The following is a 20,747-nucleotide window of genomic DNA, read 5'->3' on the forward strand; positions in this document are numbered from 1 at the left end:
AAGGGGGGGGGGGGGGGGGGGGGGGGGGGGGGGGGGGGGGGGGAGGGGGGGGGGGGGGGGGGGGTGTGGGTGTGGGGGGGGGGTGGGGGGGGGTTTGTTTTCCCCCCCCCCCCCCCCCCGCGGCCGTTCCGCCCCGCGGAACGGCCGCGCACGGCCGCCTGGGCTACTTCTCGGTCACCCCGGCCGAATCGAAGGTCGCCACCTCGTGCATGGCCCGTGCCGTGCTCTGCACGAGCGGGAGGGCCAGCAACGCGCCCGTGCCCTCGCCGAGGCGGAGGTCGAGGTCGACCAGCGGGCGCAGGCCCAGCTTGTTGAGGGCGGCGACATGGCCGGGCTCCGCACTGCGGTGGCCCGCGATGCAGGCGGCCAGGACCTCGGGGGCGATGGCCCGGGCCACCAGCGCGGCGGCACCGGCGCTGACGCCGTCCAGGATCACCGGCGTACGCAGCGAGGCCCCGCCGAGGAGCAGGCCGACCATGGCCGCGTGCTCGAAGCCTCCGACGGCGGCGAGGACGCCGAGCGGGTCGGCCGGGTCCGGCTGGTGGAGTTCGAGGGCGCGGCGGACGACCTCGGTCTTGCGGGCGAGGGTCTCGTCGTTGATGCCGGTGCCGCGGCCGGTGACCTCGGCCGGGTCGGCGCCGGTGAAGACGGAGATGAGGGCGGCGGACGCGGTGGTGTTGGCGATGCCCATCTCGCCGGTGAGCAGCGCCTTGTTGCCGGCCGCCACCAGGTCCCGGGCGGTCTCGATGCCGACCTCGATGGCCTGCTTGGCCTCCTCGCGCGTCATCGCGGGGCCGGTGGTCATGTCGGACGTGCCGGCACGGATCTTGCGCGGCAGCAGTCCGGGCGTGGCCGGGAGGTCGGAGGACACACCGACGTCGACGACGCAGACCTCGGCGCCCACCTGTGCGGCGAAGGCGTTGCAGACCGCTCCCCCGCCGAGGAAGTTGGCCACCATCTGGGCGGTGACCTCCTGCGGCCAGGGGGTGACGCCCTGGGCGTGCACGCCGTGGTCGCCGGCGAAGATCGCGACGGCCGCGGGCTCCGGGATGGGCGGCGGGCACTGGCGGGACAGGCCGGACAGCTGGGCGGAGATGATCTCCAGCATGCCGAGCGCCCCGGCCGGCTTGGTCATACGCTTCTGACGCTCCCATGCCTCGCCGAGGGCCTTGGCGTCGAGCGGGCGGATCTGCGCGACGGTCTCGGCGAGCAGGTCGTGGGGGTCCTCTCCGGGCAGGGCGCGTCGGCCGTACGTCTCCTCGTGCACGACCCAGGACAGGGGGCGGCGCTTGGACCAGCCGGCCTGCATCAGCTCGGGCTCGGCCGGAAATTCGTCGACGTAGCCGACGCACAGGTAGGCGACGACCTCCAGGTGCTCGGGCAGCTCCAGTGCGCGGACCATCTCGCGCTCGTCGAAGAAGCTGACCCAGCCGACGCCGAGGCCCTCGGCGCGGGCGGCGAGCCAGAGGTTCTCCACGGCGAGCGCGGAGGAGTAGGGCGCCATCTGCGGCTGGGTGTGGCGGCCGAGGGTGTGTCGTCCGCCGCGGGTGGGGTCGGCGGTGACGACGATGTTGACCGGGGTGTCGAGGATGGCCTCGATCTTCAGTTCCTTGAACTGCTTCGCCCTGCCCTTGGGGAGGGACTTGGCGTAGGCGTCGCGCTGGCGCATGGCCAGTTCGTGCATCGCGCGCCGGGTCTCGGCGGAGCGGATGACGACGAAGTCCCAGGGCTGCGAGTGGCCCACGGAGGGTGCGGTGTGGGCGGCCTCCAGGACGCGCAGCAGCACCTCGTGCGGGATGGGGTCGCTGCGGAAGCCGTTGCGGATGTCCCGGCGCTCGCGCATGACCTTGAGCACGGCCTCGCGCTCGGCGTCGTCGTAGCCGGGGGCGGCCGGGCCGGCGGGCGGTGCCGCCTCCGGCTCCACGCCGGCGCCCTGGGTGTCCAGGTCGTCGGGATCCTGGGCGAGTTCGGGGTCGGGCGTGGCCGGTGCGGCGTCGGCGCCGGCCTCGTGGGGCTCCTCCGCGGGGACGGTCACGCCCTGCGGCGGGGTCGGCGCGAGCTGCGGTGCGGTGGGCACCGTGCCGTCCACGGGGACGAACCGGCCGAGGGGCTGGTCCGGCCCGGGCACGAGGGGGACGGTGCCGGGGAGGGGGGTGTCGGGGTTCTGCTGGGGGCCCTGCACCGCATCGGGAACGGGGGCGGCGGGAGCGTCCGGGAGGTCGGCCACGGGCGCGGGAGCCTCGGCGGTGGGCGGGGCGACGGCTTCGTCGGCCGTCGTTCCGGGGACGGCTTCGACGGGCTCCGGTGCGGCCGGGGCCGCCTCCGCCGCGGCCGCCGCCGCGGCCGCCGGCTCCGGCCCCGTCTCGGCCGCGGGTGCGGTGGTGACGTCCGGCACGGCGACGAAAGCTCCGGGGGGCACGGCGGTGTCGGCGAGGGCCGCGTGGACGGGCTGCGGTGCGGCGGTGTCCGGGGAAGGTGCGCTCCCGGGGGCCGGTGCCTGCGGTACGTCGTCGGCGTGGGCGTACTCCGCCGCGGCGGTCTCGGCGACGGTGTCCGCGTCCGGCACCTGGGCAGCCCCGGGCTCCTCGGCCACCGGCTCCCCGGCCACCGGGGCGGGCTCCGGCGCGCCGGGCACGTGAGCGGCGTGCGGCTCCTCCGTCACCGGGGCGGTCTCGGGCACCGTCGCCTCGACGGGTACCTCCGGCTGCTGGACGGCGGGCTCCGCTCCCGGTACCTGAGCGGCGACGGGCTCCTCGGGCACCTGGGCGGCCTCCGCGACCCCGGTCCCGTCCGGCGTCGGCAGAGCCGCGCCCGGTACCTCGGCGTCCTGGGGGGCTTCGGCGGCAGCGACCGCGTCGGCCGCGGCTTCCGCCGGCCGGCCGGAGTCCGGCGTCCCGACCGCTCGGACCTGCTCCGGCGCCACCGACTGGACTGGCTCCGGCGCCGCATCAGCCGCGGACGGAACCTCGCCCGTGCCGGGCGCCTCGGCGGCCCCGGAACCCTGCGCGTACTCCGCCACGGCGGCCTCCGCCGCAACCCCGGCGGCCGGGACGGCCCCCGCAACCGGCTCTTCGGACCCCGCACCCGGCACCTCGCCGGCCCCCGGCGCCCCGGAACCCTGCGCGTACTCCGCCACAGCGGCCTCCGCCGCAACCCCGGCGGCCGGAACGCCCTCCGCACCCGGCACCTCGGCGGCCGGAGGCGCCGGTGGCACCTCCGCGTACTGCGCCGCGGGCTCGGTGACCGCGACGCCCGCGCCCTCCGTGTCCTGTGCCGCGACCGCCTCCGTCGCGACGCGGGTGACGACCGCCTGGGCCGCGTCGACCGGCTCCACCTGCGGAACAACCGTTTCGGCAGCCGGCGCCCCCGCACTCACCGTGGCCTGCGTGCCCCAGGGCGCCGCCGCCTGCGGTGCGGCCGCCTCCCGCGCGCGCGGGATGTCGAGGTACTCGGGGCCGAGGGTCGGCGGGCCCGCCTGGCGGGTCGGCAGGTCCGCGGGGCCGCGGTCGGCGAGGGAGCGGACCGGGCTGGCGGAGACGTCGGGGATCGGCGGGCCGAGGTGCAGCGGGCGGCGCGGCGCGGCCGGCGCGGTCTGCTGCCGGTCCGGTTCGGGAAGCCGGACGCCGCCGAGGTCGACCGAGCCGCTGTCGCGGCCGGCTGTCTCGTGCGGGCCCGGTTCGTGCACGGTCTCCACGACCGGCTCGGGTGCGGGCGGGGCGATCTCGTTGCCCCACGCGCCCTGGGCGCCGGGCAGCAACAGATCCTCGTCCTCGGCGGGACTGTCGGAGAGGTAGGTGTACGCGTCGGGCGCGGGGACGCCCGGCTGCTCCACCATGCCTGCGTTCTCCGGCAGTCCCTCGCCCGGGACCTGGCCGGTGTCGGTCATGCGTACCCCTCGCCCATCGGTTAGTGCTCCTACGACCAGCTCACCCGGAACGGCGCACCCGACCGCCCCACACTGAAGAACGAGCGTGCGTCCCCAGCGGCACGAACGGCCCGCCCGAAAAAGGCGACAAAGCCATTCACTGGCATTGTCGCGGTCGCACGGCCGTCGCGTCAGCTTGATCGGCGACGGTTCCGCTGTGGACTGCGCCACGTTGCGCGTCCTCCGGTTCCCGCCGTACCACGACCCACCCCAAAACGGGCGCGTTTTCCGGACATTGGCCGACGAAGCGTCGGGCGTCCGGCGCGGTACAACGATCGGCCAGCCTACCCCGCGCGGTACGACATTCCGATCACGGGGACCGTCATCGGATCAGTCGCCGCGGGCGGGCAGCACCCCGCTGAGCAGGAACGCGACACTCCGTTCCTTCTCCGTCCAGGCGCGGGTGTCGAGTTCGACGGACTGCAGCAGGGCGCACTCGACCTGGTAACCGTGTTCCGTCAGGTTCCGGCCGATGAGTTCGGCCTCGTCCCGGGTGGCGGCGTGGGCGACGATGCGCTGCGGGCGGCGGTCCGCCACGGCGGAGACCACGGCCGCTCCCCCGCCGCCGACCCGGACCACGTCGGGCTCCGGGAGGTTCTCCAGTACGTGCGGAGCGGTGCCGTGGACGATCTGGAGCTGGACTCCCTGCCGGCGGGCGGTCGAGTCGGTGCGGGCGCAGGCGTGCGGGTCGCTGTCGACGGCGATGACGGCGGCGCCGGCCCGGGCGGCGTCGGTGGCGAAGGCGCCGCTGCCGCAGCCGATGTCCCAGACGAGGTCGCCGAGGCGCGGACCCAGCCGGGCGAGTTGGGAGGTGCGCAGGGGTTCCCGTTCGCCTTCGCCGAGTTCACCGCCGTACTCCTCGTCGGGCAGCGTCCAGCCGCGCGGGCCGCGCGAGGGGTCGCGTCCGGCGATCCAGCCGCCGGATTCGCCGGCTCCCGCCCGGCCGCCGATGACGATGACGACGTTGGGGTCGCGCCAGGTGTGGTCGGCGGCCTTGTCGGAGGTCACGACGCTGACCTGCTCGCGCGGGGTGCCGAGTTCCTCGCAGATGACGAAGGTGCGGTGGATCCCCTCCATGAGGAGGCCCAGCTCGGCGGGGCCGGCGCCGGGTGAGGTGAGGACCGCCACTTTGGTGTGGGCCCGGCAGACGTTCACCGCGCGGCGCAGGGTGCGCGGGTGTGCGACCACCACGTGGGCGTCGTCCCAGGGCATCCCGGCGCGGGCGAAGGCGGCGGCGACGGAGGAGACGGCGGGCACGACCTCGACCTCCAGGCCGAACTCCGGTGCGCGCAGGGTCCGTACGACACCGAAGAAGCCGGGGTCGCCGTCGGCGAGGACGACGGCCGTGCCGCGGTGCGCCGCGATACGTCGGGCGGCGAGGGCGACGGACCCGAGCCGGATGCGTTCGGCGCCGGCGGGCACTTCGGGAAGAGCCAGATGGTGGGCGGCGCCGGCCACCAGCGTGGCGGCGCCCAGCGCGGCGCGGGCCGCGTCGGTCAGCGGCGAACCGTCCCAGCCGATCACCGTGACCCGGTCGGCCATCGTCGTCAGTCTCCTGAGGTCTGCGCAGGTCGTCGTCGGCTGTCCCGCCCGGGGGCGGTCGCTTGAGATTACCTGGTACGGCCACGAACCGCTTCGGCGGAGGCGCCGGCAGCGGGTCCCCGGGATGTCAGTTCCAGTCCGTGTAGGTGGTGAACCCGCCGGTGTCGGCCAGTTGACCGTCCGCACCCTCGATGTCCTCGGGCAGCAGGCTCCACACGATGTAGTCGGTCCGTACGTCGCTCCAGCCGCCGTCTTCGGTGCGGACACGGGCTATGCAGGCGTTGCGCAGCACGCCCTCGCTGATGCAGCCGATCCTCTGGGCCACCTGCTGGGCCGCGGTGTTGTCGGCGGCGGTGCGCAGTTCGATCCGTTCGAGTTTCTGGTCGCCGAAGAGCCACTGTGCGGTGGCGAGCGCGGCCTCGGAGGCATAGCCCTCGCCGCGCGCCCACGGGGCGACGATGTACGACAGTTCGGTCGACCGCACCTGCCAGTTCGTCCTGGTGAGCCGGATGACGCCGACCAGGCGCTGGGTGAGGAACTCGGTGACGGCGAGGTCGAGCCCGTGGCCGGCCGCGCGCCGGGCGGGGGCGTCCTCGGTGATCCAGGTGCGGGCGGTCCGTTCGTCGAAGGGCTGGGGAACGGCGGTCCAGGCGGCGACCTGTTCGTCGTTCATCATCGCGGCGAGGGCGGGGACGTCGTCCGTGTCGAGGGGACGCAGCACCAACCGCTCCGTGCTGATGGAGATGTCGGGGAAGGTGCTCGTCATGCGCCGCTCCGTAACCTGAGGAACCGTCGGGTGCTGCTGAACTGCCCAGCATGCAGCATGAAAGCACCGAACCGCACCATGGGGCCCGCTCCCTGCGCAGGGAGGGGCCCCGACGGGCGGCGGGTGGGCCGGATCAGAAGGACGCGAGGACGGAACCGGCGTACTTGTCCTCGATGAACTTCTTCACCTCGGGGGAGGTGAGGAGCTTCGCGAGCTTCTTCACGCGCGGGTCGTCCTCCTGGCCCTCCTTGACGGCGAGGAGGTTGCTGTTCGGGTTGTCCTTGGCCTCCTCGAGGACGAGGGCGTCCTCCGCGGGCTTGAGGTCGGCCTCGATGGCGTAGTTGCCGTTGACGACCGCCGCGTCGACGTCCTCCAGGGAGCGGGGCGTCTGGGCCGCCTCCAGCTCCTTGAAGGTGAGGTCCTTGGGGTTCTTGGTGATGTCGGCGGGGGTCGCGGCGGTGCCGACGCCGTCCTTGAGGGTGATCAGCCCGTTGGCGGCGAGCAGCTGCAGGGCACGCCCCTCGTTGACCGTGTCGTTCGGGATCGCGACGGTCGCGCCCTTCTTCAGCCCGTCGGCCTTGTCGACCTTGTGGGAGTAGAGGCCGAGCGGCTCCAGGTGGACGTCGACGACGGACACGATGTGGGTGCCGTTCTTCTTGTTGAAGTCGTCGAGGTACGGCTGGGTCTGGAAGAAGTTGGCGCCCACGGAGCCGTCCTCGGTGGCCGTGTTCGGCGTGACGTAGTCGGTGAACTCCTTGACCTCGAGGTCGAGGCCGGCCTCCTTGGCCAGGTTGTCCTTGACGAAGGTGAGGATCTCGGCGTGCGGCACGGGGCTCGCGGCGACGATCAGCGGGCCGGAGGTGTCGGAGGCGGCGTCCTGGCCGGATCCGCAGGCGGTGAGCCCGAGGGTGAGGGCTCCGGTGGCGAGGACGGCGGTGGTGATCTTGGCGGTGTTACGCACGAAAAGTGCCTTTCCTTGGGTGGTGCGGTGGTGCGACCCCGGGGTGCGGGGAGTCTGGGGGAGTTACGCGACCTTGCCCACGTCGGCCGCGGCGGGCTCCTCGGCCTTGAGGAACCGCAGCTTCGGGCCGGGGCCGGAGCGGGCGCCGCGGCGGTGCCGGGCGCGGGCCGCGAGGTCGCCGGCGAACTGGATGACGGAGATGACCACGGCGAGGATCGCGACGGTGATCCACATCAGTTCGCTGTCGAAGCGCTGGTAGCCGTAGCGGACGGCGAAGTCGCCGAGACCGCCGCCGCCGACGGCACCGGCCATGGCCGAGTAGCCGATGAGGGCGATGACCGTGGTGGTGGTGCCGGCGATCAGGGAGGGCAGCGACTCGGGGACGAGGACCTTGCGGACGATGGTCCAGGTGTTGCCGCCCATGGCCTGCACGGCCTCGACGAGCCCGTGGTCGACTTCCCGCACGGCCGTCTCCACGAGGCGGGCGAAGAAGGGGATGCCGCTGATGGCGAGCGGCACGATCGCGGCCTCGCTGCCGATGGACGTGCCCGTGACCCAGCGGGTGAAGCTCGTCAGGGCGACCATGAGGATGATGAACGGCATCGAGCGGCCGATGTTCACGATCTGCCCGATGACCTTGTTCACGACGGTGTTCTGCAGCAGTCCGCTCTTGTCGGTGAGGACGAGCAGGATGCCGAGCGGGAGGCCGCCGGCGACGGCGATCAGGGTGGACCAGCCGACCATGATCAGCGTCTCGATACACGCCTGTTCGAGCAGCGGCTGCATCTCGGACCAGGTCACTTGGCCCCCTCCTTCACCAGCGCGGGCCGGTCACTGTGCACGATGTCGATCTGCAGGCCCTGTTCGCGCAGGAAGCCGACGGGTACGACGTTGTCCTCGTAGCGGCCGGGCAGTTCGATCCGCATCCGGCCGACCTGGAGGCCGCCGACGGTGTCGATGGCGGCGCCGAGGATCGATATGTCGATGTTGTAGGTGCGCGACAGCTGGGAGATGACCGGCTGGGTCGCGCTGTCGCCGTGGAAGGTGACGTCGAGGACGGTGCGGTCGTCGCCGGAGGCCTCGCCGCCGACCGGGAAGAGCGCGGAGGCCAGCTCCGAACCGGGGGTGGCGAGCAGGTCGCTGACCGTGCCGGACTCGACGATGCGGCCCCGGTCCATGAGGGCGGCCGAGTCGCAGACCTGCTTGACGACGTCCATCTCGTGGGTGATGAGCAGGACGGTGAGGCCGAGCCGGCGGTTCAGGTCGCGCAGGAGCTGCAGGATCGAGCGGGTGGTCTCCGGGTCGAGGGCGCTGGTGGCCTCGTCGGAGAGCAGCACCTCGGGGTCGCCGGCGAGGGCGCGGGCGATGCCGACGCGCTGCTTCTGTCCGCCGGAGAGCTGGGCGGGGTAGGCCTTGGCCTTGTCGGCGAGGCCGACCAGGTCGAGCAGTTCCAGCGCCTTGCGGGAACGTTCCTTCCCCGAGGTGCCGAGGATCTCCAGGGGCAGTTCGACGTTGTCCTGCACGGTGCGCGAGGACAGCAGGTTGAAGTGCTGGAAGACCATGCCGATCCGGCTGCGTGCCTGCCGCAGTTCCCGGCCGGCGCGCGGACCACGCCCGGCGAGGGCGGTGAGGTCCTGGCCGGCCACGGTCACGGTGCCCGAGGTGGGGCGTTCCAGCAGGTTGACGCAGCGGATGAGAGAGGACTTGCCGGCGCCGGACTGGCCGATGACGCCGTAGACCTCGCCTTCGCGGACGTGCAGGTCGACGCCGTCCAGGGCGGTGACCTCGCGGCCGCGTGAGCGGTAGACCTTGGTCAGGCCCGAGGTGGTGATCACGTGGGTATCCGTCACTGTCGAGTGCGCGGCGCGTCGTGGGCGCCGGGCACGAGGCATTCAGGGTCGAAAGCAGCCGGGCGGGCACGGCTCTCGCGGGACACGGCGGAGGGAACCGTGGCGGAACGTGCGCGCGGGGGGCGTGGGCCGGTCACGCATGCGGGCCATGCGGACGGGCGCGAGCGGGCTCTCGCTTCGGGGCGCGAGGCTCAGATGGTGCGGGGGCCCTCTAGAAGGCGCACATTCGGCACTGGCACATACAACGAGCACCGGGCGTCATGGTCGCCTCGGTCGCAGGAATGCGGTCGCTCGTCGTGGTCATGCGATCAGTAAAGCAGACGTTTGGTCCTTACCTGTCCCGGCTGTCCGGATGCTGGACAGCCGTGGACAGCAGTGCGCGCACGTCAGGGACGTACGGAGATCTCCACTCCCCCGTCCGTGACCAGTACGGACAAGGCCGAGAGGTCCCCGACCACCAGGTCGGCGGTCAGCTCGTGCGCCGGGTGGGTTGTGGCCAAGGCCACGGTGGTCATGCCGGCGGCGCGGCCGGCCTGCAGTCCGGCGGGGGCGTCCTCGAAGACGACGCAGTCGGCGGGGTCGACGCCCAGGGTGCGGGCGGCCAGGAGGTAGGGCTCGGGGTCGGGCTTGCCGCGGGTGATGTCGTCGGCGGCGACGAGGGTCTTGGGCAGGATGCCGACGGCGTCCAGGCGGGCATCGGCCAGCCGCCGGGTGGCGGAGGTCACCACGGCCCAGCGCTCGGCAGGCAGGGCGTCGAGGAAGTCCCGGGTGCCCGGCAGCAGGTGCACTCCCCCGTGGCGGACGTCCTCCACCTCCAGGTCCTCGATCCGCGCGACGGCCTCCGGCACGACATGGGCGGGCAGCAGGTCGGCGGCTATCTCGGCGGCCGGCCGGCCGTGCAGCTCGATCCGCCCGAACTGCTCGGCCGTGATGCCGTACTCGACGGCCCACCGTGTCCAGCACCGGTTGACGGACTCGATGGAGGACACGAGGGTTCCGTCGTTGTCGAACAGCAGGGCACGCGCATGAATGGTCATGCCATCGACCCTACGGGGCCGCGGGACCGCCCGCGCAAGGCGTCGGCCCGTGCCGTCCCGGGGGCGGGCGCACCGGGGCTTTTCCTGCGTAATAAGGTCGCTGGCATGCTTGATGTCCTGACGGTGGTGACCGGTGTCGCCGCGTTGTTGCTCGCCGCCTGGTGCGGGTGGGCCGCCTACCGTGATCAGCCGACGAAGGACTGGCACTTCATCGGGATGGCCGTGGTCACGCTGCTGGCGCTGGTCCAGCTGATCGTCGGGATCGTGCAGCTGGCCCGGGGCGAGAAGCCGGAGCAGGGCACGACGATCTTCGTGGCGTATCTGCTCGGCTCGTTCGCGTGCGTCCCGGCGGCGGGTTTCCTGTCGCTGGGCGAGCGCTCGCGCTGGGGATCGCTGACGGTCTCCGCGAGCGGAGTCGTGCTGGCCGTGCTCGAGGTGCGGCTGTACGACATCTGGGGAGGCTGAGATGGCCGCGACGCAGGACAAGCCGCAGCGGACACGGCTGATCGGCGGGCCCGGACTGCTGCTGGTGTGGCTGTACGGGGTGATGGTCGTCGGCGCGGTGTCGCGCTCCGCGTACCAGATCGCCACCGAGTTCGACCGGGCGCCACTGGCGTACACGCTCTCCGCGCTGGCCGGAGTGGTCTACGGCTTCATCACGTACACCCTGGTCCGCGGCGGGGAGACGGCCCGCAGGGCGGCGCTGGTGTGCTGCGCCGCCGAGCTCGTGGGCGTACTGACCGTCGGCACCTGGACGCTGGTGGAGCCGTCCGCCTTCCCCGACGCGACCGTGTGGTCGGACTACGGGATGGGGTACCTCTTCATTCCCGTGCTGCTGCCCCTGACCGCCGTGTACTGGCTGCGCAAGGCGCGGCCGCGGCCCGGGGTCTGATCAGGCGGTCGTCGCGTACGCCTCCGCCTTCTTCTCCAGGACGATCATCGGCACGCCGTCCGCGCCCTGGGACGTGCCCACCCGCTGGTAGCCGACCCTGCTGTACAGGCGCAGGTTGCTCTCGCTGCGGTGCCCGGCGTGCAGCCGGAACGTCCGGGCTCCGCGCTCGCCGGCGAGGGCGGCTTCGGCCGCCTTCAGCAGACGGGCGCCGATGCCGTGCCCCTGGAGGCGGGGGTGGACGCAGAGCTTGCCGATCGCGGCGGCGCCGTCCTCGGTGATCCTGCCGTGCACCGAGCCGACGATCTCGTCGCCGAGCCGGGCGACGAAGACGCAGTCGCCGGCGACCTCCTCGCGCACCGAGTCGAGGGTCTGGACGAGGGGGTCGATGCGGTAGTTGCCGTAGAGGGCCGCTTCGCTCTGGAAGCACAGGTACTGCAACCTGAAAATCTGCTCCGCGTCCTGCCCGGCCGCCGCAGAGATGGTCACGCTCATGCCCATGTGCGCACGCCTCCCGCTCACCTGATCACCTGTCGTCCCTCACTCCTATCCCCGTCCTCAGCGCGCCGCAACCTCCGGTGTGAGCAAACGACGCAGACATCCCAGGCATCTGGAACGTTCCGGACCGAGACTGCCTTGTGAGATACCCAACTCCCCTGCGATTTCCCGGTATGTCGGATCTCCCGGGGACAGCAGCGCCTCCATCAGCCGCGGGCAGCGGCCGGGCAGCCGGCGGACGGCGTCCCGCAGGGCGTGGCGGCGGGCGGCGGCGAGTGCGAGGCGTTCGGGATCGTGCCGGCCGGCGTCCGGGGGCTCGCCGGTCAGCGCCGTTTCCCGGCGGGCGGTACGGCGGGTGCGACGGGCCTCGGTACGGACGGCCCGGCGCAGCCAGCCCGGCGGGTCCGGCGGCGGGCCGTCCGTACCGAGGCGCTCCATCAGGCGCAGCCAGACCGCCTGTTCCAGGTCGCCCGGTTCGGCCCCGCAGCCGGGCGCCTCGGCCGCGGCCTCCGCGCTGAGCAGCGGGCGGAGGGAGTGGACCAGCTCGTACGCCAGGACCGGCTCGTGTGTCATACGCGCAACGACTCGGCCGCCCCGGGCGGGGTTGCCCGGGGCGGCCGGTGGTTCACCCCTACCGGGGCGGAGCGCCTCAGCCGTTGACGAAGTCCTCCCGGGCCAGCAGGCCGGTGTCCGGGTGGTCGGTGAAGACGCCGTCGATGCCGGTGGAGAAGTAGGTCCGGTAGGCGCCGAAGACGTCACCGTAGGCGTCGGGGTCGGTGCCCTTGCGGAAGTCGGCGGGCAGGAAGGGGTTCTCGTTGCGCATCGTGTAGGGGTGCAGGATCAGACCGGCCCGGTGGGCGTCGCGGACCAGGGTGGTCGGTTCGGTGAGCCTGCCGCCCGCGTCGCGCGGGATGACCAGGTCGAGGGTGGGGCCGATGCCCTGCGCGTAGGAGGCGATCTCCCGCAGGCCCTTGGGGGTGATGAGGTCGGCGACGGTGCGCGGGTCGCCCGACTCGACGAAGTCCCAGGGGCGGCTGTCGGCGCCGGACAGCAGGACCACGAGCGGGTTGTCCACGAGCCTGCTGAGCCGCTGGACTCCGGTCGGCTCGAACGACTGGAGGATGACCGGCGAGTTCCTGCGGTGCTTTCCGTGCTTGCGCAGGATTCCGGCGACCCGCTCCTCCAGACCGAGGCCGAGGCCACGGAAGTAGGTGGGGTGCTTGGTCTCGGGGTAGATCCAGACCTGCCTGCCGCGCTTGCGGGTCTGCTCGTCCTGCCAGCGCAGCACCTCCTCGAAGGTGGGGATCTCCCAGCGGCCGTTGTAGAGGGTGTTGTGCGGGCGGTTGGCGGGGATGCGCTCGACGGCGCGCAGCCGCTTCAGCTCCGCGAGGGTGAAGTCCTCGGTGAACCAGCCGGTGACGGAGACGCCGTCCAGCGTCTTGGTGGTCCGCCGGCCGGCGAACTCGGGGTGGTCGGCGACGTCGGTGGTGCCGCCGATCTCCGGTTCGTGCCGGCAGACGAGGTGACCGTCCTTGGTGGGCACCAGGTCGCCGGCCTCGACGACGTCCGCGCCCATGTCGAGGGCGAGCTGGTACGAGCCGAGGGTGTGCTCGGGCCGGTACCCGCTGGCCCCGCGGTGGCCGATGATCGTCGGGACGGGAAGGCTCCGCAGCCCTCTGCCGCCGCCGTGCCGGGCGTCGGCGGCCCTCGCCGTGCCGCCCAGACCGAGGACCGTTCCGGAGGCGCCCAGGACCGCCGCGCCGAGCAGGGCACGCCGCCCGGTCCCGCCCGTCTGTTCGTTCGACTCCCGCGTTGCCATGAGTGTCCTCCTGGTGTCGGCTCGTCCGGTGCGGGCCGATCGTAGGTGGGTGTCGATGACCTTCGGGAGACCCCGGGCCGAACACACGGGTGACGTTGAATGGCGTACGCCCCTCATGCGTATGACGTACGTCTGTCGTATTCCTGCGGGGATGTGACGGCTCGTCCGGTTGGGCCGGCCGAGGGCGGGCACGCGTGCGGGGTGCCGGTCCGGCGAGGTGCGTCACAGCGTGACGGCCGTGTTGCGCGCCGCCGCCGGACAGGGCACCGCAGGTGAACCCGGGTCAAGAGTGAGTAAGACCTCGGTGAACTCCCCTGCGCCCGATGTGCGCAACCCCCCGGGCCGCGAGTAATGTCCTCACCTGCACAGACTCATACGGCATTCGTCGACGTCCGCTTCCCACCGGAGGGCCCGTTGTCCCGCTTCGCGCTCATCAAGGCAGTGCTCGGTCCGATCATGCGCCTGATGTTCCGCCCACGGGTGGAGGGCGCGGAGAACATCCCCGGCGATGGTCCGGTGATCCTGGCCGGCAACCATCTCACCTTCATCGACTCGATGATCCTTCCGCTCGTCTGCGACCGCCAGGTCTTCTTCATCGGCAAGGACGAGTACGTCACCGGCAAGGGCCTCAAGGGGCGGCTGATGGCGTGGTTCTTCACCGGGGTCGGCATGATCCCCGTCGACCGCGACGGCGGCCGGGGCGGGGTGGCGGCGCTGATGACGGGGCGCCGGGTGCTGGAGCAGGGCAACGTCTTCGGCATCTACCCGGAGGGCACCCGCTCCCCCGACGGCCGGCTGTACCGGGGCCGTACCGGCATCGCGCGGCTCACCCTGATGACCGGCGCCCCCGTGGTGCCGTTCGCCATGATCGGCACGGACAAGCTCCAGCCCGGTGGCGCGGGCCTGCCCCGGCCCGGCAAGGTCACGGTCCGCTTCGGCGAGGCGATGGAGTTCTCCCGCTACGAGGGCATGGACCGCGACCGCTACGTCCTGCGTGCGGTGACCGACTCGGTGATGGCCGAGGTGATGCGGCTGTCCGGGCAGGAGTACGTCGACATGTACGCGAGCAAGGCGAAGGCGGCGTAGCGCCTGCTCGGCACGGGGTACGGAAGGGCTTGGGTTGCCTGTCGGGTGCGGGTGATCTGTGGTTGATCGCGCAGTTCCCCGCGCCCCTTGGGTTCGTGGTCCAGACGTTGCCTTCAGGTGCCCGCTTCTAGATCCGCTGGTCGCGGAGCATGAACCAAGAGGCGACCGACGCTGCCAGCAGGACCGTTGCCCCCACGCCCGCGGCGAGGGTGAGGCCCTCGACGAAGGACTGGCGGGCCGCGTCCAGCATCGGCTCGGCGACGCCCGCGGGCAGCCGGGACGCCGCCTCCACCGCGCCGCCCAGCGACTCGTGGGCCTCCGCCGGGGTGCCCGGCGGTCCGCCGAAGCCGCGGTACACACCGGTCACGATGGAGCCGAGTACGGCGATGCCGAGGGCCGCGCCCAGTTCGTACGCCGTCTCGGAGACGGCGGAGGCCGCGCCCGCCTGTTCCTGGGGCACGCTGGAGAGGATCACGTCGGCGGTCACCGTGAAGGAGAAGCCGGCGCCCGCACCGACCACCAGCAGGGCCGCCCCGAGCAGGGGGTAGCCGGTGGACTGTCCGATCACCGTCAGCGCGGCCAGCGCCAGACCGATGGCGGCCAGTCCCCCGGCGACGACCGAGCGCACCGAGAACCGCCGCGCGACCCGCCCCGCGACCAGTCCGGCCGCCACCGCGCCGATCGCGGCGGGCAGTTCGGCCAGCCCCGCCTCGAACGGGCGTCGTCCCTGGACAAGTTGCAGGTACTGCGACAGGAAGAACACGAGCCCGGACAGGCCGAGAATGGTGAGCAGATCGGCCAGTACGGCACCGCTGAACCCGCGATGGCGGAACAGCCGCATGTCCAGCAGCGGGGCCGGCAGGCTGAGCTGACGACGGACGAATCCGTGGAGCGCGGCCGCGCCCAGCAGCCCGGCGGCCGGTACGGACCAGCCGAAGCCATGGCTCGCGGCCTCCTTCACCGCGTAGACGACGCCGACCATGCCGACCAGGGACAGGACCACGCTGATCAGGTCCCACGGTCCGGGGTCCGGGGTGCGGGACTCGGGGAGCAGCTTGATGCCGACGGCCACCAGGACGGCCATCACCGGCAGGTTGATCAGGAAGACCGAGCCCCACCAGAAGTGCTCGAGGAGGAAGCCGCCAAGGATCGGCCCGACGGCGGTGCCCGCGGAGGCGGTCGCGCCCCAGATGCCGATGGCGAGGCTGCGCTCGCGGGGGTCGTGGAAGAGGTTGCGGATCAGCGCCAGGGTGGCCGGCATCAGGGTCGCTCCGGCGACACCGAGCAGGGCCCGGGCGAAGATCATCAGTTCGGGCGTGTGGGCGTAGGCGTTGAGCACGGATATCGCGCCGAAGGCGGTGGCGCCGTAGAGCAGGATCCGCTTGCGGCCGATGCGGTCGCCGAGGCTGCCCATGGAGACGAGCAGGCCGGCGATGACGAACGAGTAGACGTCACCGATCCACAGCAACTGGCTGCCGGTGGGAGCGAGGTCCTCGCTGATGTACGGGGTGGCCAGACCGAGGACGGTGGCGTCGACGGCCACCAGCAGCACGGCGAGCACCAGGACGGAGAGCGCGAGCCACCGGCCCGGGCGCTTCGTCTCCTCGGCCGGTGTCCCGGGCCGCAGGACGCTGGTCATGATTCCTTCCTTCGCGCCGGGTCGCCCTGGCGTCGTACACCGCCGAGCAGCAGCTCGACGATCATGTGGGTGAAGTCCTTGGGGGCGACACGGCCCTCGGCGACCGCCCAGGCGGCGGAGGCGAGCAGTCCGTAGAGGGCCTCGGTGAGCCACGCCGGGGTGAGGTCGATGCGGAACTCGCCGCTCGCCTGGCCGCGCCGGAACAGGTCGGCGATGCGCTCGTCGATCGCGGCCCAGCCCTGGTTCTGTTCCTCGCCCTCGAACAGCTGGTTCTCGCTGTAGAGGAAGGCGAGCAGACCGGCGTGCGGTTCGACCTCGGCGACCAGGCGGCGCACGGCATCGGTGGCGGGTCCCTCGTCGGGCCGGGCCGCCTCCAGGGCGGCTTCGCACTCCGCGATGCCGAGCGCCTCCAGCGCCCGTACCAGCGCGTCCCGCCCGGCGAACTGCCGGTGCAGGGTGGCGCGGCTGATCCCGGCGGCCCTGGCGACCTCGTCCATGGTCGCGGTGGATTTGCGGGTCAGCAGGGCGGCGGCGCTGCGCAGCACGTGGTCACGATCGACAGCCATGAGACGACAGTACCGCATATGAGACATCAACGTCTCATGCACGTCTCACATGTCTCATGAAGGTGGTGCTTCCGTGGTGCGGTGGCTCAGTGCCAGGGCAACTGTCCGCGCCGCTCCCAGTAGGCCTCCGGCTCCTCGGACAGGGCGGCGAGGCGCGACGTCTGCTCCTCGGTGAGGTCGACGACGGCGGCGTGCAGGTTGCCGGCGAGCTGGGTGGTGGTCGCCGCTCCCGAGAGGACGACGCCGGCCCACTGCTGCCGCAGGATCACCGCGAGGGCGACGGCGTCGGGGCCCAGGCCGGTCTCGTCGGCGACGGCGCGCAGGGCCTCGGGGGCGTTCGGCGAGGACAGCCGGCCGTTGGCCATGCCCTCCTTGACGATCACCGTGAGTCCGGCGTCGTGTGCCTCGGCCAGCGCGGGTCCGGCAGAGGTCTCCAGCACGTTGTAGGTGGACTGCACGGTACGGAAGAGGGGTTCGCCGTCGACCGTGACGGCGAGGGCGGCGCGGATGGCGTCCGCCTGGGCCGGGCCGCTGGTGGAGAAGCCGACGGTGAGTCCCCGGTCCGCGGCCTCCGCGAGGCGGGCGTGCAGCTCCTTGTCGGTGAGGGCCGGGCTGTCCGGGGTCACCGAGTGGATCTGGTAGAGGTCGAGCCGGTCCCCGAGCAGCGCCTCGGACTCGGCGCGCTGACGCTCGAACGCGGCGAGCGAGTGGTCCTTGACCTCGTGCCGCTCGGCGTCGGTGGACCAGTCGGCGGTGTAGGTGTAGCCCCATTTGCTGCCGATGACGACGTCGTCGGCGTCGGTCCGCTTCTTCAGCCAGTCGGCCAGGAACTCCTCGGAGCGGCCGTAGGAGCGGGCGGCGTCGAAGTAGCGCACGCCCTGGGCGTAGGCGGCGTCGAGGAGTTCGTGGGTGCGGGTGCGCAGCGCCTCGACGCTGCGGTTGTCTCCGAGGTCGTCGTCCCGGCCGAGGTTGATGTAGCCGGGGCGGCCGACCGCGGCGAGGCCGAGGCCGATGTGGCAGGTGGGGGTCGTCGCTGTTGCCAGTCGGGCGAAGGGCATCGCGGGCTCCGTTGGTCGGGACCGGATCTGCGTTCCGACCAACGTAACCCGTGGTGCGCTCGGGTCCGCCCAAGGGCTCGGTTCGTTCGGTTGTTTCGCGAGCGCGGGTGCCCTGCGGCCTGTCGCGCCCACGCGGCGGAGCCGCACATCGACACAGCCCCGCGCCCCTGCGGTCGGCTGCCCCTGAGGGAGTTCGTCAGCTCTGGTTCTTCGCCCTTGCCCAGGCGTGCTGGGCCGCCACGTCCGCCTTCACCTCGGCCAGCTGGACCGCGACCGCGCTCGGGGCCGTACCGCCCCTGCCGTCGCGGGAGGCGAGGGCACCCGGGACGTTGAGGACCGTGCGCACCTCCGGGGTCAGGTGGGCGGAGATCTTGGCGAACTGCTCGTCGGTCAGGTCGTCCAGTTCCTTGCCCTCGGACTCGGCGACCTTGACGCACTCGCCGGCCACCTCGTGGGCGACGCGGAACGGCACGCCCTGCTTGACCAGCCACTCGGCGATGTCGGTGGCGAGGGAGAAGCCGGCCGGGGCCAGTTCCTCCATCCGCTCGCGGTGCACGGTGAGGGTGGCCATCATGCCGGTGAAGGCCGGGAGCAGGATCTCCAGCTGGTCGATGGAGTCGAAGACCGGCTCCTTGTCCTCCTGGAGGTCGCGGTTGTACGCGAGCGGAAGCGCCTTGAGCGTCGCCATCAGGCCGGTCAGGTTGCCGATGAGCCGGCCGGACTTGCCGCGCGCCAGCTCGGCGATGTCCGGGTTCTTCTTCTGCGGCATGATCGACGAGCCGGTGGAGAAGGCGTCGTGCAGGGTCACGAAGGAGAACTCCTTCGTGTTCCAGATGATGACCTCCTCGGCGATCCGGGAGACGTTCACGCCGATCATCGCGGTGATGAAGGCGAACTCGGCGACGAAGTCCCGGGAGGCGGTGCCGTCGATGGAGTTGGCGGCACTGCCGTGCTCGAAGCCGAGGTCCTTGGCGACCGCCTCCGGGTCCAGGCCGAGGCTGCTGCCCGCGAGCGCCCCGGAACCGTACGGCGACACCGCCGTGCGCTCGTCCCACTGGCGCAGCCGCTCGGCGTCCCGGGACAGCGCCTGGACGTGGGCGAGCACATGGTGGGCGAAGAGCACCGGCTGGGCGTGTTGGAGGTGGGTGCGGCCGGGCATGGCCGCGTCCGGGTGCGCCTCGGCGAGGCCGGTCAGCGCGTCCTGGAGGTCGGCGATCAGGCCGCCGATGACGCGGGCGTGGTCCCGCAGGTACATGCGGAAGAGAGTGGCCACCTGGTCGTTGCGGGACCGGCCGGCGCGCAGCTTGCCGCCGAGGTCGGGTCCGAGCCGCTCCAGCAGGCCGCGCTCGAGGGCGGTGTGGACGTCCTCGTCGGCGATGGTGCCGGTGAAGGAGCCGTCGGCGACGTCCGCTTCGAGCCGGTCGAGACCGTCGATCATGCGGGTGAGCTCGTCCTCGGTGAGCAGGCCCGCCTGGTGCAGCACGCGGGCGTGGGCTCGCGAGCCGGCGATGTCGTAGGGCGCGAGCCGCCAGTCGAAGTGGACGGACGCGGACAGCTTCGCCAGGGCCTCGGCGGGACCGTCGGCGAAACGGCCGCCCCAGAGCCGTACGTCACCGCTGTTGCTGCTCACTACCTGTGCTCCTCGAAGATGGTGATGTAAGCGCCCCGGAGGGGGCGCGGGGAACTGCGCGACCGGCCACAGCCGCCCCGCACCGCTCCACCGCGCCGCGATCGGAACGCTCAGCCCAGATCCCGCTTCGCGGCGATCTTCGCCGACAGACTGTAGATGTCGATGAACCCCTTGGCGGCGGCCTGGTCGAACGTGTCGCCCGTGTCGTACGTCGCCAGGTTGAAGTCGTACAGCGACGACTCGGAACGCCGGCCGGTGACGACGGCGCGGCCGCCGTGCAGGGTCATCCGGATGTCGCCGTTGACGTGCTGGTTCGCCTCGGCGATGAAGCCGTCCAGGGCGCGCTTGAGCGGGGAGAACCACTGGCCGTCGTAGACCAGTTCGCCCCAGCGCTGCTCGACCTGCCGCTTGTAGCGGGCGAGCTCGCGCTCGACGGTGACGTTCTCCAGCTCCTGGTGGGCCGTGATCAGGGCGATGGCGCCGGGCGCCTCGTACACCTCGCGGGACTTGATGCCGACGAGGCGGTCCTCGACCATGTCGATCCGGCCGATGCCCTGGGCGCCGGCGCGCTCGTTGAGCTGCTGGATCGCCTGGAGGACGGTGACGGGCTTGCCGTCGATGGCGACCGGCACACCTTCCTTGAAGGTGATGACGACCTCGTCGGGCTCACGCGCCACGGCGGGGTTCTGCGTGTACTCGTACACGTCCTCGATCGGCGCGTTCCAGATGTCCTCGAGGAAGCCGGTCTCGACGGCGCGTCCGAAGACGTTCTGGTCGATGGAGTACGGGGACTTCTTGGTGGTCGCGATCGGCAGGCCCTTGGCCTCGCAGAAGGCGATGGCCTTGTCACGGGTCATCGCGTAGTCGCGGACCGGGGCGATGCACTTGAGGTCGGGCGCGAGGGCCACGATGCCGGCCTCGAAGCGGACCTGGTCGTTGCCCTTGCCGGTGCAGCCGTGGGCGACGGTGGTGGCGCCGTGCTTCTGCGCGGCGGCGACGAGGTGCTTGACGATCGTCGGCCGGGACAGCGCGGAGACCAGCGGATAGCGGTCCATGTAGAGGGCGTTGGCCTTGATCGCCGGGAGGCAGTACTCGTCGGCGAACTCGTCCTTGGCGTCCGCGACCTCGGCCTCGACGGCGCCGCATGCGAGGGCGCGCTTGCGGATGACGTCCAGGTCCTCGCCGCCCTGGCCGACGTCGACCGCAACGGCGATGACCTCGGCGCCCGTCTCCTCGGCGATCCAGCCGATGGCGACGGAGGTGTCCAGACCGCCTGAGTAGGCGAGTACGACGCGCTCGGTCACGGGTTTCTCCTCACAGTGCATTCGCTGATATGCATGAGTATGCAGGAGTCCGCATGATTCGTCAATTCACCCGCGCGGGAGCCGCGGTTTCGGCCACGGAGCGGGGGAATCACGCCGGCCTTGAACGGATGAAACCGCTTTCCCGTACCCCTCACCAGACGCAGGCGCCGCGTCGAT

At 72.2% G+C, this 20,747-nt stretch carries 18 protein-coding genes; 3 read left to right on the plus strand and 15 right to left on the minus strand.

The features are described 5' to 3' along the window. Positions 1 to 163 precede the first annotated feature (163 nt). The 7 genes from cobT to ACZ44S_RS07355 form a co-directional block, all read right to left on the minus strand. On the minus strand, positions 164 to 3,886 hold the full coding sequence (cobT, locus tag ACZ44S_RS07325) for a nicotinate-nucleotide--dimethylbenzimidazole phosphoribosyltransferase (RefSeq protein ID WP_466925451.1): 3,723 nt from the start codon (positions 3,884 to 3,886) through the stop codon (positions 164 to 166). A 369-nt stretch (positions 3,887 to 4,255) separates the two neighbouring features. Continuing rightward, complete coding sequence (gene cbiE, locus ACZ44S_RS07330) at positions 4,256 to 5,467, minus strand: precorrin-6y C5,15-methyltransferase (decarboxylating) subunit CbiE (RefSeq protein WP_466925453.1); 1,212 nt, start codon at positions 5,465 to 5,467, stop codon at positions 4,256 to 4,258. A gap of 127 nt (positions 5,468 to 5,594) precedes the next feature. Further along, complete coding sequence (locus ACZ44S_RS07335) at positions 5,595 to 6,233, minus strand: GNAT family N-acetyltransferase (protein WP_466925454.1); 639 nt, start codon at positions 6,231 to 6,233, stop codon at positions 5,595 to 5,597. Between the two features lie 133 nt (positions 6,234 to 6,366). Continuing rightward, complete coding sequence (locus tag ACZ44S_RS07340; protein WP_466925456.1) at positions 6,367 to 7,194, minus strand: MetQ/NlpA family ABC transporter substrate-binding protein; 828 nt, start codon at positions 7,192 to 7,194, stop codon at positions 6,367 to 6,369. A 63-nt stretch (positions 7,195 to 7,257) separates the two neighbouring features. Next, positions 7,258 to 7,995 carry a methionine ABC transporter permease gene (locus tag ACZ44S_RS07345; RefSeq protein ID WP_466925459.1) on the minus strand — a complete coding sequence of 246 codons (738 nt, stop codon included), beginning with the start codon at positions 7,993 to 7,995 and terminating at the stop codon, positions 7,258 to 7,260. Beyond that, positions 7,992 to 9,029, minus strand: coding sequence for a methionine ABC transporter ATP-binding protein (locus ACZ44S_RS07350; protein WP_466925462.1), 1,038 nt, complete (start codon positions 9,027 to 9,029; stop codon positions 7,992 to 7,994). Before ACZ44S_RS07350 ends, ACZ44S_RS07345 begins: the two co-directional genes overlap by 4 nt. 401 nt (positions 9,030 to 9,430) lie before the next feature. After that, complete coding sequence (locus ACZ44S_RS07355) at positions 9,431 to 10,081, minus strand: HAD family hydrolase (protein WP_466925465.1); 651 nt, start codon at positions 10,079 to 10,081, stop codon at positions 9,431 to 9,433. Positions 10,082 to 10,186: 105 nt separating this feature from the next. On the opposite strand from ACZ44S_RS07355, the gene ACZ44S_RS07360 reads away from it, so the two are divergent. Further along, positions 10,187 to 10,546: a hypothetical protein gene (locus ACZ44S_RS07360; RefSeq protein WP_466925467.1), complete on the plus strand. Its 360-nt coding sequence runs from the start codon at positions 10,187 to 10,189 to the stop codon at positions 10,544 to 10,546. A gap of 1 nt (position 10,547) precedes the next feature. Beyond that, positions 10,548 to 10,973 (plus strand): hypothetical protein, encoded by a 426-nt coding sequence (locus tag ACZ44S_RS07365; protein WP_466925469.1) that lies wholly within the window; start codon positions 10,548 to 10,550, stop codon positions 10,971 to 10,973. On the opposite strand, the gene ACZ44S_RS07370 is transcribed toward ACZ44S_RS07365, so the two are convergent. The 3 genes from ACZ44S_RS07370 to ACZ44S_RS07380 form a co-directional block, all read right to left on the minus strand. Beyond that, a complete protein-coding gene (locus ACZ44S_RS07370) occupies positions 10,974 to 11,471 on the minus strand; it encodes a GNAT family N-acetyltransferase (RefSeq protein ID WP_466925960.1) in 498 nt (165 codons plus the stop codon). A gap of 57 nt (positions 11,472 to 11,528) precedes the next feature. Continuing rightward, a complete protein-coding gene (locus ACZ44S_RS07375) occupies positions 11,529 to 12,041 on the minus strand; it encodes an RNA polymerase sigma factor (RefSeq protein WP_466925472.1) in 513 nt (170 codons plus the stop codon). Positions 12,042 to 12,117: 76 nt separating this feature from the next. Beyond that, a complete protein-coding gene (locus ACZ44S_RS07380; protein ID WP_466925474.1) occupies positions 12,118 to 13,287 on the minus strand; it encodes a glycerophosphodiester phosphodiesterase in 1,170 nt (389 codons plus the stop codon). A 414-nt stretch (positions 13,288 to 13,701) separates the two neighbouring features. Between ACZ44S_RS07380 and ACZ44S_RS07385 the strand changes: the two genes are divergently transcribed. Then, complete coding sequence (locus ACZ44S_RS07385) at positions 13,702 to 14,373, plus strand: lysophospholipid acyltransferase family protein (protein ID WP_466925476.1); 672 nt, start codon at positions 13,702 to 13,704, stop codon at positions 14,371 to 14,373. A 127-nt stretch (positions 14,374 to 14,500) separates the two neighbouring features. Here ACZ44S_RS07385 and ACZ44S_RS07390 read toward each other — a convergent pair whose 3' ends face one another. The 5 genes from ACZ44S_RS07390 to ACZ44S_RS07410 all read right to left on the minus strand — a co-directional run bounded on the left by ACZ44S_RS07390 (position 14,501) and on the right by ACZ44S_RS07410 (position 20,570). Beyond that, entirely contained in the window at positions 14,501 to 16,012 is a 1,512-nt protein-coding gene (locus ACZ44S_RS07390; protein WP_466925479.1) for an MFS transporter, read from the minus strand. Beyond that, a complete protein-coding gene (locus ACZ44S_RS07395) occupies positions 16,009 to 16,578 on the minus strand; it encodes a TetR/AcrR family transcriptional regulator (RefSeq protein WP_466925482.1) in 570 nt (189 codons plus the stop codon). The genes ACZ44S_RS07390 and ACZ44S_RS07395 overlap by 4 nt, the downstream gene beginning before the upstream one ends. 86 nt (positions 16,579 to 16,664) lie before the next feature. After that, positions 16,665 to 17,636: an aldo/keto reductase gene (locus ACZ44S_RS07400; protein ID WP_466925484.1), complete on the minus strand. Its 972-nt coding sequence runs from the start codon at positions 17,634 to 17,636 to the stop codon at positions 16,665 to 16,667. Between the two features lie 196 nt (positions 17,637 to 17,832). Further along, the gene (gene argH / locus ACZ44S_RS07405; protein ID WP_466925486.1) at positions 17,833 to 19,266 is read right to left on the minus strand and encodes an argininosuccinate lyase; all 1,434 of its coding nucleotides are present in this window, start codon (positions 19,264 to 19,266) and stop codon (positions 17,833 to 17,835) included. A 110-nt stretch (positions 19,267 to 19,376) separates the two neighbouring features. Continuing rightward, positions 19,377 to 20,570: an argininosuccinate synthase gene (locus ACZ44S_RS07410; RefSeq protein WP_466925488.1), complete on the minus strand. Its 1,194-nt coding sequence runs from the start codon at positions 20,568 to 20,570 to the stop codon at positions 19,377 to 19,379. Positions 20,571 to 20,747: the final 177 nt, after the last annotated feature.

Source organism: Streptomyces malachitofuscus (assembly GCF_055571035.1).

What these genes read in the sequence shown, in the direction of transcription:
- cobT (WP_466925451.1), bottom strand. Translation starts at nt 3,886, where the DNA reads ATGACCGACACCGGCCAGGTCCCGGGCGAGGGACTGCCGGAGAACGCA.
- cbiE (WP_466925453.1), bottom strand. Translation starts at nt 5,467, where the DNA reads ATGGCCGACCGGGTCACGGTGATCGGCTGGGACGGTTCGCCGCTGACC.
- ACZ44S_RS07335 (WP_466925454.1), bottom strand. Translation starts at nt 6,233, where the DNA reads ATGACGAGCACCTTCCCCGACATCTCCATCAGCACGGAGCGGTTGGTG.
- ACZ44S_RS07355 (WP_466925465.1), bottom strand. Translation starts at nt 10,081, where the DNA reads ATGACCATTCATGCGCGTGCCCTGCTGTTCGACAACGACGGAACCCTC.
- ACZ44S_RS07360 (WP_466925467.1), top strand. Translation starts at nt 10,187, where the DNA reads ATGCTTGATGTCCTGACGGTGGTGACCGGTGTCGCCGCGTTGTTGCTC.
- ACZ44S_RS07365 (WP_466925469.1), top strand. Translation starts at nt 10,548, where the DNA reads ATGGCCGCGACGCAGGACAAGCCGCAGCGGACACGGCTGATCGGCGGG.
- ACZ44S_RS07370 (WP_466925960.1), bottom strand. Translation starts at nt 11,471, where the DNA reads ATGGGCATGAGCGTGACCATCTCTGCGGCGGCCGGGCAGGACGCGGAG.
- ACZ44S_RS07375 (WP_466925472.1), bottom strand. Translation starts at nt 12,041, where the DNA reads ATGACACACGAGCCGGTCCTGGCGTACGAGCTGGTCCACTCCCTCCGC.
- ACZ44S_RS07380 (WP_466925474.1), bottom strand. Translation starts at nt 13,287, where the DNA reads ATGGCAACGCGGGAGTCGAACGAACAGACGGGCGGGACCGGGCGGCGT.
- ACZ44S_RS07390 (WP_466925479.1), bottom strand. Translation starts at nt 16,012, where the DNA reads ATGACCAGCGTCCTGCGGCCCGGGACACCGGCCGAGGAGACGAAGCGC.
- ACZ44S_RS07395 (WP_466925482.1), bottom strand. Translation starts at nt 16,578, where the DNA reads ATGGCTGTCGATCGTGACCACGTGCTGCGCAGCGCCGCCGCCCTGCTG.
- ACZ44S_RS07400 (WP_466925484.1), bottom strand. Translation starts at nt 17,636, where the DNA reads ATGCCCTTCGCCCGACTGGCAACAGCGACGACCCCCACCTGCCACATC.